This is a genomic window from Bacillus sp. NPDC077411, from assembly GCF_044543425.1.
Lineage (GTDB): Bacteria > Bacillota > Bacilli > Bacillales > Bacillaceae_G > Bacillus_A > Bacillus_A bruguierae.
The window spans coordinates 471,172-484,598 of the sequence record NZ_JBITWA010000001.1; the positions used below are offsets into that span (position 1 = coordinate 471,172).

Sequence of the window (13,427 nt, forward strand, 5' to 3'; positions counted from 1 at the left end):
TTGTGACTTCCTTAAATTCCACTTTTAATACTCTTTTCTACTACTTTATTTTCCTACTAAAACAAAAACATTTTCGTCTGGAGCTTGCATTACAGCCACATGACCACCTAAAGAATTAAGGAATGGAGTGCGAATCCACTGAACTTCAGGATTATACTTTAACGTTTCGTAAGTCTCACAAACATCTTCAACAACAATCTCAGTTTCAGCAAAATTCAAATTAGGGTTATTCTTTAATACTAACTCTGAATTGCCATTAGGAAATTTCATGCCAATAAGTTTCCATTGTTTTTCTTCATCTTGAAACGTTTCCCAGGCTTTTGTTAAACCTAACAATTGATAAAATTCCACCGATTTGTCAATATCTTCTGCATAAATTGCGACACATTCTATTCTTTTCCACATCAATCAACCATCCCTCCCACACCAAGATTATCCAAATAAATAAGATAACTATTTAACTAACCTGCTCGTTATTTTAAGTACAAAGTTTAACAACATTTTTAATGTTAATTGATATTTACAATGTTTCTTCACAAAACGGAACTACTTACTTTAAAGTCCGTCTCTTTTCACTTTATTGTTTCTTCTGCACTGGCAGCCAAATCTCCAATTGTGCAAGATCATGTTTATCAGCATGGCAGCGCTCATCGTATAATTCAAACTCTACAACACCAGAGTGCTCGTAGCCGGAATGCGGAAACCATTCTGTAAAGATGGCATTCCACGTTTGCTGAATCGATGCTACCATTTCTTCATGCGGAACTTTCGGCGTTGTAAATACTGCGTACGTTGCTTCTGGGAATGTGCGACACGTCATCTCACTTGGTACATCATCAAAGCTTGTTGCTTCCATTCCAATAATATACGTAAACTCACCTGTTTCTAAATTAAAATCCGTACACATCCCTAACTCGACGAACTCATTCGTATGCTTACGGTTTGGAATGTTTTCCGACAAATTATTTTGCAAATAATTTTGCCACATTGCTGGGATATCTTCCAGGTTTTTTCCGTCTTTACTCGTTGTCTTCATTTCATACCCAATTACTTGAAAAGCTGGCTTTGTTTCTATACGAAATTCCATTTTAATTCCCCCTAGATACGGATTAAATTTTCGCTGCATTACATTCACCTTGGAATATAACGGTGTTCGAATCTCTTGCTTTCGATATTCACTCGGCGTCATATGAAACAGCTTTTTAAAGGCGCGTGTGAACGTTTCATGAGATTGAAAGCCGTGCTCTAGTGCAATATCAAGAATTTTTTCCTCTGTGTGAGAAAGCTGATAAGCTGCCCGGGCGAGCCTTCTCTTTCGTACATACTCCATCACAGAGTCTCCTACGAGTGTTTGAAAGACGCGGTGGAAATGATATTCAGAAAATCCTGCAATACGCGCAAGATTCGCTAACGTTTGCTTTTCCATCACATCTTCTTCAATGGAATCAATTACTTTTTGAATTTGTATTTCATAACATCCCATCTCTGTTCACCTGCCTTATATGTATTATGTTAAAGGGAACGTGCGTTTTCTTCTTGACGTTTTTTGCTTTTGTTTTATACATTTTACCAATTCACTGGTAACATATTATAAAGAAATACACAAAAGGCATGAATTTCTTCTAGTTAATCAACACTCCTGATATGAAAAGGTGGTATATAAATGAGACTATTATTTTTATTTTTAAATGTATGTCTTAACTCATTTTTAGCATTCTCATTTCCTTATGTTATTAAATTTATCATTACATGTATTTGTATTATAGGTGTTATAATTGGATATTTTGATGGATCAGATATGGTAGGAGAAGAAGATATAATTATTATTTTTCTTCCTATTACAATCGTTTTTACTACGGTTATCATTTTAATTGGGATATCCGGTAATAAATTCATTTACAAAAGGACAAGTTTGAGCATATTCAAATATTGTCTATTTAGCTCATTCGTTTTTATTCTAGCATCTATCATCGTAATGTTTACATTAGATCCTTTAAATATTACTTACCAATTCAAGTATATGTAAGAAAGCTGCCTCATCAGCAGCTTTCTCCCTATCTATCATATTTTCTCTAATTCACTACCAAGAAACTTCGCAATCTCTAACATACCGTATTTGCCAACAACTGCTTCGGCATCAGCATTGTAGTTTGTGTTTGTATTAATGTCGTAAGTGAAAATTTCTCCATCTGCATTTCGAATGAACTCAATGCCGGCGATTGCGATATCATTCGCAGCTAAAACTTCCTCATATTTTTGAATAATCGGGTCGTTAAAGCCCTCAATAATTTGAAACTTCGGTTTTTCCGGTGCTTTCTTTCCAACCGGGCAGAACAGATCGCCAATTTGACAAGCATCAGCTGGGCATAATTCGAAGCCTTTCGATGTATCGACTTGAACTGCATACACAAATTTCCCGCCAACAAACTCACAACGTGTAATGTAAGGCTCAGGAGATTGAATGTATTCTTGAATTAATGTAATCCCATCTACTGGCTCTTCAAATGCTGCACTTTCTACGTAATCTTTTAGGGAAGCAACAGACTGAAACAGTTGAACGCCTAGTCCTTTTCCAGCGCGGTTATGCTTCGTAATGAATGGACGTCCTTCAAATTGCGCTGCCGCTTCTATAATATGTTCTTTACCAACAGCAGCAATTGTCTTCGGTGTTTGGATTCCTTGTGCATTCAGTGCCATATACTGCGCAACTTTGCTTACTTCCATCTGAAGTGCTCTGCTTCCGTTGAATACTTTTCGATTATGTCTCTCTAACCAAGCAAGGACAGCCCCTGTAAACTCTGGTGCAAAACGGTGATTTCTTGTATGAGAAGAAGCGCTCATCCGGTTATAAAATACGCCGCTCGGCGGTACAGACGAAAGATCAACATTCCCTTTGTCCAAATGCCATTCTTCATAAGGAAGATCGAGTTCTTCCAATCTTTTCGTTAGATGTCTTGTCCATTCTGTGTTTTCATGAATAATGTAAATCTTTTTCAAGGGGAATACCTTCTTTCTAAATTGTGATTATATTCATTATACTCTTTTTATTAATCTGTAAAATACTAATTTTACAGATTAATAAAAAAAACGAAAGACGACACGAAGCGGCTTTCGTTTTCTTACTAAATAACAAAGTCCTCTGGTATAAACACCTTTACTTCTTTCAGATGTGCATATACAACTTCTCCTGTTCGAATCTTGAGCTGTTCAAATTGCTCTTTACTCACTTCTGCTTCTAAATATTCGTCTGCGTCATCACGTTTTAATTCAATATATACAACAGGACCGACAGCGTGTGTGTAGATAACTTTTGCTGGGATGGCATCGATGCCTTGCTTTGTTCGGGTAATAGATAATTGATGAGGCCGCACATATGCAACAGCGTCAGCATCGGAAATATGCACATGCTCCGGTGCTTCTAATTCAATAGAACCTAAATTCAATTTTCCTTTCCGAACACGACCGTGAAATAAATTTACATTTCCTAAAAAATCATATACAAATGGGCTAGCTGGATTATCGTACACTTCTTCTGGCGTTCCCATTTGTTCAATGCGCCCTTCGTTCATTACAACAATGCGATCCGCAACATCCAACGCTTCTTCTTGATCATGCGTTACAAACACACTTGTAATTTGAAACTCATCATGTAGTTTCCTGAGCCATCTTCGCAATTCTTTACGCACCTTTGCGTCTAATGCACCAAATGGTTCATCAAGCAGCAAAATTTTTGGTTCAACTGCTAAAGCCCTCGCTAACGCAATCCGTTGTCTTTGTCCTCCAGATAACTGCGCGGGATAACGCGCCGCAAAACCATCCATCTTCACAAGTCTTAATAACTCAAGCACCTTTTCTTCTATTTCTGCTGCGGACGGTCTTAGTTTCTTTTTGCGCACTTTTAATCCAAACGCTACATTTTCAAATACATTCATATGTTTAAACAGGGCATAATGCTGAAACACAAAACCAACTTGCCGATTTTTCACATGAATATCCGTTAAATCTTCTCCGTCGAATAAGATCGCACCTTGATCCGCTTGTTCTAACCCCGCAATAATTCGTAATAACGTCGTTTTCCCAGAACCAGATGGACCTAACAGCGCAACGAGTTCCCCTTTCGGAATTTCTAGATTAATTTGCTGCAGAGCTTGAAACGTACCGTATTGTTTCCATACATTCTGAATTTGAATACTCATCCTATTGCCTTCCTTTCCATTCAATCCAGTTCTTTATAATTAACGTAACGATCGCCAGCAATGACATTAATGACGCAACCGCAAATGCAGCGGAAAATTGATATTCATTATATAAAATTTCAATATGAAGTGGCATTGTATTCGTAACACCTCGCACATGTCCCGATACAACAGAAACTGCTCCAAACTCTCCAATCGCACGGGCATTACATAAAATCATGCCATAGAGTAACCCCCATTTTATATTAGGCAACGTAACACGAAAGAACATGTTCCAGCCGCTTGCTCCTAGCGATAAAGCCGCTTCTTCTTCACTTGTTCCTTGCGCCTCCATAACAGGAATCAATTCACGTGCTACAAAAGGGAATGTGACAAACACAGTGGCAATTACAATACCAGGCACTGAAAAAATAAGCCGCACGCCATGCTCCATGAGCCACGCCCCTAATTCACCGCGAGGCGTAAATAGTAATACAAAAACTAACCCGGCAATAACCGGCGAAACTGCAAAGGGCAGTTCAATGAGTGATAAAAGAAATTGTTTCCCTCTAAAGCGAAATTTTGTAATCAGCCACGCTGCCGCCACGCCAAATATCGTATTAAGGGGGACAACAATGAGAGCAACAATAATTGTTAGACGAATCGCAGAAACCGCCTCACTATCTGTAATAGCGGCAATATACACATTCATTCCACGCTCAAATGCCTTCATAAAAATCGTCGCTAACGGCAACAAAAGAAATACAGATAAATAGATAACAGTGACCGCAATGAAAATGATGCGAATCACTTTCGATTCTGTCGTGACTACTGGTGTCTGCACTGTTTTTGGTCTAATCGGTTTCACGAATGAAGGTTCCATTCTTTCCTCCCCTTTCTATTCATTTTGCAATCCACGTTTTTGACTCCAGCCCTGAATGAGATTAATAGTGAACAGGAAGAAAAGAGAGACAACCAGCATGACCGCTGCCACAGCCGTCGCACCTGCATAATCGTATTGTTCAAGTTTTGTCATAATCATCAGCGGAGCAATTTCTGTTTTAAGCGGCATATTTCCAGCAATAAAAACAACAGATCCGTATTCCCCTAGCGCTCTTGAAAAAGCTAGCGAAAATCCCGCTAATAAAGCTGGTAAAATTTCCGGAAAAACAACCTTCCAAAATACTTGTAAACGTGATGCTCCTAAACTAGCTGCTGCTTCTTCCACTTCCTTCTCCATATTTTGCAAGACAGGCTGCACCATACGTACCACAAAGGGCAATCCAATAAAAGTTAAAGCAACAATAATCCCAAGTGGCGTAAAAGCTATTTTTATATGAAACACATCAAAAATTTTTCCAATCCAGCCGTTTTGAGAATACAAAGTTGTAAGCGTAATACCCGCAACCGCAGTCGGCAAAGCAAAAGGCAAATCAATTAACCCATCAAGCAGCCGCTTTCCTGGGAACGAGTAACGAACAAGTACCCAGGAGATTAATAAGCCAAAACAAACATTTACAAGCGCCGCTGCCAGTGAAGTTGTAAAACTAATTTGATACGCATGCAATACTCTTTCACTTGTAATCACTTGAAAGAATTTGCTCCATCCTAACTGGGAAGTTTGGATAAACACGATAGATAATGGGATTAAGACAAATAAGCTTACATATAACATCGTAAATCCAAGAGAAATTCCAAACCCGGGTAAAATTTTCTTCCTACTCTTCTTCCTCATACTCTTTCACCTCATTACATCATCTGCTTCAATTATTTTTGGTAGATTTTATCAAAGACACCGCCATCATTGAAATGCGTATCTTGCGCTTTTTTCCACCCTCCAAACACTTCATCAACTGTAAACAATTGTACTTTCGGGAACTGCTGGGCATATTTTTCAGCTACCTTTTGATCGCGAGGACGGTAAAAGTTTTTCGCAGCAATCTCCTGCCCTTTCTCTGTATATAAATACTCGAGATATGCCTCAGCTATTTTACGCGTTCCCTTTTTATCGACAACTTTATCCACGACAGCTACTGGAGGTTCAGCAAGAATACTGATAGATGGTGTAACAATTTCAAACTTGTCTTTCCCTAGCTCTTTTTGTGATAATAATGCCTCATTTTCCCAAGCAATGAGAACATCACCAATCCCTTTCTCTACAAAAGTCGTCGTTGCCCCGCGTGCTCCTGAGTCCAGCACTTCTACATTTTTATATAGCCGACTTACAAATTCTTTTGCCTTTTCTTCACTATTATTATTTTTTTTCAAAGCATATCCCCATGCACCTAAATAGTTCCAGCGAGCTCCTCCCGATGTTTTCGGATTTGGCGTAATAACAGAGACCCCTTTTCTCGTTAAATCATCCCAATCTTTAATTTTTTTCGGATTCCCTTTTCGAACAAGAAATACGATTGTCGATGTGTAAGGAGTCGAGTTGTTAGACAAACGTTTCTGCCACTCTTCCGGTAACAGTTTCTTCTTACTAATGGCGTCAATATCATATGCTAATGCAAGGGTCACAACATCCGCTTCTAGTCCATCAATGACCGAGCGTGCCTGACTGCCTGATCCTCCGTGAGATTGCTTCACAGTAACCGTTTGACCACTTTTTTCTTTCCAATATGTAGCGAAGTCCTTGTTGAAATCTTGATACAATTCCCGGGTCGGATCATACGATACATTTAAAAGTTCAATAGACTTTCCTGATTCTGATTTACTAGTAGATGTCGTCGACGCACACCCTGAAAACAGAAGCAACGTCGACAACAACACGCCAGCTTTAATTGATGTTTTCCCCCGCAACTTCATCTATATCCCTCCTTGTTTTATCAATAGAAAAAGGCACACAAACGTTTCACAAAGTGAATGTTGTGCGCCTTCAGTTTCTCTGATTAGCTTTTATTATTTCATTTTTTTCTTTATTTTAAATACATAATTCCGATATGTCAACTATGGAATTGAGCGATTTTACACAAAAAGTAATACTAACCAATTAAAGATTGCTCCCACTCTCTTCGTAAAATCCCCATTTTAATTGCATCAAAATATTTACCATCTACCATTCTTGCTTCTCTTATTCTTGCTTCTTCTTTCATCCCCAATTTTTCTGCAACTTTCATCATTCTTACATTTCCTGACCAAGTTGACATCCCTAATCGATGCAATTCAGTAGATTTGAATAGGAACTCAATCCAAAGTTTATAAGCCTCTGTACCATATCCACCATTCCAGTAATTTTTATCATAAATAACGATACCGGTTTCTAACCAATTCGTATTTTTATCTACCCAATAAGCACCTACTGTTCCAATTAATTTATCTTCAGCAAAAATAATTAGTGTATTAGGTACGTTTGAAATAATTTGAGAATCTTTCTCCCAGCTTTTTAGAAATTCTTCTTTTGTTATTTTTGGTTCAGGTATGTACGGACCATTCCATTTCTTCGCTTCTTGTTCCTTTTCTTCGTATTTCCAATAGTATAATTCATCAAGGTCTTGATGAGTTGCTTCTTTTAATACAACTTTTTGTCCGACGATTTTAATCATAATAAGTAAGTTTCCTCCTAAGCATCTTTCTCATTACATATATTAATTTTATCATAGAATTCAAAACGCCTTTCTTTTTAGGGGCGAACGAGAGCATCTGGCCTTGTATAGCAGCGGTCAGGGCTCTTTCCTGCCACATGCGAGGTTTAAAACAACAGGAGCAAGCAAGTACAGGTCATGTTGTATTCTGCATAGCAGCAATTTATGTGTCGAGAAATTAAAATGGACTTATATATGCTGCTCTGTTAGCACAAAAAAAGAAATGAAAACAACCTTATTATCCGTGAACAAATAGGACTACGTATGCTTTTTCACCCAATCACAAATAAATTGCTGTTCATCTGAAGTAAAAGCAAAATCTCCATAACGGATTTTTTCGTACAATCCTACTATTTCATATGAACAACCAATACGTGTAAACCACTGTTGGATCGTTTCATAGGAGCGTCTTTGTTTAGCCCCCGGTAGCTGTCGTTCCCACTTCACCAATTCAGCGCGTATAGGATGATGAGGTAACAAATCGTTTTTTATCTTTGCAGAAGAGAGTGGGCCTGATTTGGAAAGGGGCTTCTTCTCATCTATCGTATCTTGTGGCAATTGCTTTTGGTTTTTTCTAGATCGATAAATACGCCAAATAGTGATTAATATAATAATCGTTATACAGATATAAGTGATTATATTTTGTATGTCAGAAGTTTTTCCTGGCTGTAAGTTAGGAATGAGCGTACCTTTTGCCCCTTGATATACTTCGTCTTCAAACCAGCGACCATGTCTGCTGGGATCATCTGCTTCATCACCCACACTAGAAGTTTTATAAGGTTTCCCTTCACCATCCACCCAATCTGTAAATCCCTCTACAATGTCAATGCTATTACTCTTCATCGCTTCCTTCATTTTTTCTCGTGAATATAGGGCTCCTTGTGATAACGTACATGCTGCAATGATCGTAATACAGACGAAAATCAAACGAAACCTAGCAGCTCCCCACTTGTTCATATGGTCTCCTTTCTATTTTCAAATTTAGAACCAGCTTGTTCATTACTATAAATTAAAATATATTCAATTTTTTGTAAAATGTAAATGCATTTTGGCATTACATATAAATACTACTAATAGTAATTTCTTAAGTAAGAATTTTGTACAAAATTTAATTTGATTTACAGTACTTTGCAACAAAACCATATTCTTGATAAAATAAATTTAAAAATTTAATTATACGATTGGAGAGATAAATCATTAAAAAATTTATAGTAGCTTTTCTTTACTCATTGATTAGCTTAATTATTTCGCTAAATCTGTTCGGAATGATTATGTCTCCAAATAAATTAGAGTGGCCGGAGTTTTTAGCTTTTACCATAGTAATAGGAATTTATGTAGCACCCATAGTATTAATAGGCTGTATAATTGGTGAATTATTATATAGATTTTATATAGTCCCTAAATCCTTACCTTTCAAACTAGCTTTAGTTATATATACTCTATTAGGTAGTATCATAATGTTATTGATTATAATTTTCCTTGGTGGAATTTCCCAAAATATTACCGACTTATTTGTTTTATTCTTAATAGGTCTTTCAACTATTTGTTCTATCGTTTTTTTTATAAAAAGAAATACATACAAATGAAAAACGTCGTAAACACGACGTTTTTAAAAATGTTACAATGTTCTCAACCTTATTTAGCTTCTGTTTTAAAGGCCCTTTAATTAAACTAAAGAGGCAGTTTAATTAAAGATGATATAGTGAATCTGATTATACTAAGGGGAGAATTGTTTTGCGTGGAAAATGTATTACATTTCATGAGTTCGGTAGTCCCAAAAATGTGTTAAAAGTTGAAGATAAAAGTATAGAACCGCCAAAAAACAACGAAGTTTTAGTTCGAATGTTAGCAAGACCTATAAATCCATCTGACTTAATTCCAATAAGGGGTGCATACGCACATAGAATTTCTTTACCCAATATACCTGGTTATGAAGGAGTTGGCATTGTAGAAGATGTAGGTTCTTTCGTTTCCAAAGACCTCATTGGCAAACGTGTTTTACCTTTACGCGGGGAAGGTACTTGGCAAGAGTTTGTTAAGACATCAGCAGACTTTGCGATTCCTATACCTGATTCAATTAATGATTTTACAGCATCACAAATGTATATTAATCCAGTTACAGCATGGGTGACTTGTACAGAAATTCTAAAATTAAAACCTAATGATATTTTATTGGTTAATGCTTGTGGTTCTTCCATTGGGCATCTTTTTGCTCAATTATCGCAGATTTTAGGTTTTCGATTAATTGCAGTTACAAGAAATAATAAATACACAGAAGAGTTACTTCATCTTGGAGCTTCTTATGTAATAAATACTTCTACTGTTTCACTGTATGAATCAGTGATGGAATTAACAAATGGAATGGGTGCAGATGCTGCTATTGATTCCATTGGAGGCTCAGATGGAAACGAATTAGCTTTTTGTTTACACCCTAATGGTAATTTTTTAACCATAGGTCTTCTATCAGGGATACAAGTAAATTGGAAAGATATCGTAAATATAGCAAGAGTAAATGCTAATATGTTTCATTTACGGAATTGGAATAAAAATGTCTCAGTAGATAAATGGCAAGAAACTTTTCATCACTTGATCCGTTTAATAGATGATAAAAAATTACGTTTCATGATGGTAGATTCCAAGTATGACTTGATAGATGTGATCAAAGCTATTGATGTAGTCGAATCTGTTAAGAAAACTAACGGGAAAGTATTTTTAACAAGCTATTAACTTAATTCTTCTTTAACTTATGGAAGCAGGAGTTAAAGAAGAAAAAATAATCTTTTGGCTATTACTAAACAAGGATTTTCAGCTATTTGTTCTATAGTTTTTATAAAAAGAATGTAACTACTCAGTCACTCTATGAAAAAAAGCAGAAAAGCATTATTTTAAATGGCCAGGGAGGGACTGGCTATGTATAGGAGCGGTCAGGGCCTTTTCCTGCCACGCGCAAAGTTTTAAAACAAAGAAAGGCAGCAGTTCACAATTGAACTGCTGTTTTTTCATTCCCCTTATACTTGCAGCGCTTTCTCTTTTAATGCTCTTCTTAAAATCTTTCCTGTCGTGTTTTTCGGAAGTTCTTCTAAAAACTCAATGCTGCTTGGTATTTTATATTTCGCAAGGTGAAGCGCGCAATACGCCATTAGTTCTTCTACTGTCACATTTGTCGTTTTCGGTACGACGTATGCTTTAACCGCCTCGCCTAATTTTTCATCTGGAACTCCGATTACAACTACTTCCGCAATCGCTTCGTGCATATATAACACTTCTTCTACTTCACGCGGGTAGACGTTATAACCGCCAACAAGGACGATATCTTTTTTCCGGTCTACAATGTAAAAATAACCTTCTTCATCCATTTTTGCTAAGTCGCCTGTGTAAAGCCAACCATCTCGAAGTGTTGCGGCCGTGTCTTCTGGCGCTTTGTAATAGCCCTTCATTACATTCGGGCCACGAACGATTAATTCTCCCACTTCTCCAACTTGTACTTCATCACCTAACTCATTGACAACTTTGTTTTCCACATTCAAAATGTTTGTTCCAATCGATCCTGGTTTACGTGGACGATCAAGCGGATTAAAACAAGTGACAGGTGATGCCTCTGATAAACCGTACCCTTCTGAAACAATAGCATGGAATCGTTTTTCAAAGTTTTTAAGAAGGGCAACAGGCATAGATGCACCGCCAGAAATACAAAAACGAAGTGTCTGAACATCTTCGGCACTTGCGTCCTCATGTAAATATAAATAATTGTACATCGTTGGTACGCCAGCAAATATCGTAGCTTCATATGTACGGCAAATACGGAATACTTCTTTCGGACTAAACTTCGGTAACATTAAAATCGTGGCGCCGTTTACAATTGGCGCATTGACAGCAACCGTTAAACAAAATACATGGAACATCGGCAGCGCTGCAATTACACGGTCATGCTCTGAGTACTGTAAATACGAAGCAACATCGTTCGCATTACTATATAAATTTTTGTGCGTTAACATCGCACCTTTTGGCTTTCCTGTCGTTCCTGATGTATATAAAATAACGGCAACGTCTTCTTCTTGTATATCCGGACCTTGATAAGCGAGGTCCCCGCTCGCCACTAAATTCGTAAACGTTTTCAAATTTTCGGTTTCTTGATGAGTTGAATCTGCTGAGGTTTCACAAATAATGATATTTTCAATAGAAGGAAGTCTAGATGTAAGTGATTGCATAACTGGTAGAAGGATGTCTAGTGTGATGATTGCTTTAACGTCTCCATTTTGTAAAATGTAATATAATTCATCTGGTGTATAAATCGGATTGACTGGAATAACTGTTGCCCCGGCACGCATCGCTCCGTATAAACCGATTAAAAAGTGCGGCGAATTCCCAACAATTAATGCGACATTGTCCCCTTTTCCAATGCCCATTTTTGCTAAATTACTAGAAAACTTTATGACCATTCCGTTAAATTGGTCATAAGATACCGACTGATCCTGAAAAATATAAGCCGGCTTGTCTCCTTTCTTTTTCACCGTTTCGGCTAATCTTTGAACGAGATTCACAAAACCCCCACCTTATGTAAAATTTAAAAAATTCTAAATACATTATATTAAAAGAAAATTGCCAGTGCAAGTTACATTTCATAAAACATATATAAAAAAACAACCACACGTAAGATATGGTTGTTTTTTTAATGGTTAAAAGAATAAAGATAAGAAATCTTCTTTTGTTATATTGCCAAAATAACGTAGTACTTCGACATCAGCTAGCGCCGTCGCAAATGCTTCCTGATCAAACACCTTACCACTTAAGCGCTCTTCGATGTCACGTACATCTTCAACACCGAAAAAGTCCCCGTAAATCTTGCATTCTGAGACTACGCCTTTTTGCACTTCTAACCGAACATCTACTTGTCCAATTGGGAAACGATGTGAATGCTGTAAGTTAAATTTTGGAGATTTCCCGTAGTTCCATTCCCAATTTCGATAACGTTCTTCTGAGATTTTATAGATTTCTTTCCAATCTTCTTCCGTTAATTCATACGTTGGAATCTCATTTTCCCCTTCAAAAATATTTTCTAAAAGCAACTGTTTAAATTCTTCAATTGTAATTTTCTCACTTAAAAATTCTGCAATATTTGCAACGCGGCTGCGAATCGATTTAATTCCTTTTGATTGAATTTTATCCATCTTTACATTTAACGCCGATACAACATGGTCGATTTCAGAATCAAATAATAACGTACCGTGACTAAACATACGTCCTTTTGCAAGGAACTGGGCATTACCAGAAATTTTTCTTCCTTCCGCTAAAATATCATTGCGGCCGCTTAATTCTGCGTTAATTCCTAGTTTTCCAAGTGCTACTGTCACCGGCTCTGTAAACTTCTTAAAGTTATGAAAACTATCTCCATCATCCTTCGTGATAAAACTAAAGTTTAAGTTTCCTAAATCATGATACACAGCGCCGCCGCCAGAAAGACGTCTTACAACGTGAATTCCCTTTTCACGTACGTAATCAGCATTAATTTCTTCCACTGTGTTTTGATTCTTCCCGATAATGATAGATGGTTCATTAATGTAAAACAGTAAATACGTTTCATTAATGTTTAAGTTTTTTACACAATATTCTTCAATCGCTAAGTTAATCGTTGGATCTGTGATTCCTTTATTATCAATAAATAACATCG

Annotated in this window: 13 protein-coding genes; 1 reads left to right on the forward strand and 12 read right to left on the reverse strand. The window is 37.0% G+C overall.

What is annotated here, in order from left to right; translation table 11 throughout:
- Positions 1-45: 45 nt before the first annotated feature.
- From ACIGHG_RS02400 to ACIGHG_RS02440, 9 genes are all read right to left on the reverse strand, one after another.
- Complete coding sequence (locus ACIGHG_RS02400) at positions 46-405, reverse strand: VOC family protein (RefSeq protein ID WP_336472369.1); 360 nt, start codon at positions 403-405, stop codon at positions 46-48.
- Positions 406-577: 172 nt separating this feature from the next.
- On the reverse strand, positions 578-1,483 hold the full coding sequence (locus tag ACIGHG_RS02405) for an AraC family transcriptional regulator (RefSeq protein ID WP_336472220.1): 906 nt from the start codon (positions 1,481-1,483) through the stop codon (positions 578-580).
- A 578-nt stretch (positions 1,484-2,061) separates the two neighbouring features.
- Positions 2,062-2,997 (reverse strand): ATP-grasp domain-containing protein, encoded by a 936-nt coding sequence (locus tag ACIGHG_RS02410; RefSeq protein WP_396546983.1) that lies wholly within the window; start codon positions 2,995-2,997, stop codon positions 2,062-2,064.
- Between the two features lie 125 nt (positions 2,998-3,122).
- Positions 3,123-4,196 (reverse strand): sulfate/molybdate ABC transporter ATP-binding protein, encoded by a 1,074-nt coding sequence (locus ACIGHG_RS02415; RefSeq protein ID WP_336472222.1) that lies wholly within the window; start codon positions 4,194-4,196, stop codon positions 3,123-3,125.
- Between the two features lies 1 nt (position 4,197).
- Positions 4,198-5,058, reverse strand: coding sequence for a sulfate ABC transporter permease subunit CysW (gene cysW, locus ACIGHG_RS02420; RefSeq protein WP_336472223.1), 861 nt, complete (start codon positions 5,056-5,058; stop codon positions 4,198-4,200).
- Between the two features lie 15 nt (positions 5,059-5,073).
- Positions 5,074-5,910: a sulfate ABC transporter permease subunit CysT gene (gene cysT / locus ACIGHG_RS02425; protein WP_336472224.1), complete on the reverse strand. Its 837-nt coding sequence runs from the start codon at positions 5,908-5,910 to the stop codon at positions 5,074-5,076.
- 32 nt (positions 5,911-5,942) lie between these two features.
- Complete coding sequence (locus ACIGHG_RS02430) at positions 5,943-6,983, reverse strand: sulfate ABC transporter substrate-binding protein (protein WP_336472225.1); 1,041 nt, start codon at positions 6,981-6,983, stop codon at positions 5,943-5,945.
- A gap of 176 nt (positions 6,984-7,159) precedes the next feature.
- Positions 7,160-7,720, reverse strand: coding sequence for a GNAT family N-acetyltransferase (locus tag ACIGHG_RS02435; protein WP_336472226.1), 561 nt, complete (start codon positions 7,718-7,720; stop codon positions 7,160-7,162).
- Positions 7,721-8,017: 297 nt separating this feature from the next.
- Entirely contained in the window at positions 8,018-8,716 is a 699-nt protein-coding gene (locus tag ACIGHG_RS02440) for a hypothetical protein (RefSeq protein ID WP_396546986.1), read from the reverse strand.
- Positions 8,717-9,493: 777 nt separating this feature from the next.
- On the opposite strand from ACIGHG_RS02440, the gene ACIGHG_RS02445 reads away from it, so the two are divergent.
- The gene (locus ACIGHG_RS02445) at positions 9,494-10,486 is read left to right on the forward strand and encodes a zinc-dependent alcohol dehydrogenase family protein (RefSeq protein ID WP_336472228.1); all 993 of its coding nucleotides are present in this window, start codon (positions 9,494-9,496) and stop codon (positions 10,484-10,486) included.
- Positions 10,487-10,639: 153 nt separating this feature from the next.
- Here ACIGHG_RS02445 and ACIGHG_RS02450 read toward each other — a convergent pair whose 3' ends face one another.
- The 3 genes from ACIGHG_RS02450 to lplA all read right to left on the reverse strand — a co-directional run bounded on the left by ACIGHG_RS02450 (position 10,640) and on the right by lplA (position 13,425).
- Entirely contained in the window at positions 10,640-10,762 is a 123-nt protein-coding gene (locus ACIGHG_RS02450; protein ID WP_396546988.1) for a hypothetical protein, read from the reverse strand.
- Positions 10,763-10,767: 5 nt separating this feature from the next.
- Positions 10,768-12,300 carry a fatty acid--CoA ligase family protein gene (locus ACIGHG_RS02455; protein WP_090915672.1) on the reverse strand — a complete coding sequence of 511 codons (1,533 nt, stop codon included), beginning with the start codon at positions 12,298-12,300 and terminating at the stop codon, positions 10,768-10,770.
- 135 nt (positions 12,301-12,435) lie between these two features.
- A complete protein-coding gene (gene lplA, locus ACIGHG_RS02460) occupies positions 12,436-13,425 on the reverse strand; it encodes a lipoate--protein ligase (RefSeq protein ID WP_336472229.1) in 990 nt (329 codons plus the stop codon).
- Positions 13,426-13,427: the final 2 nt, after the last annotated feature.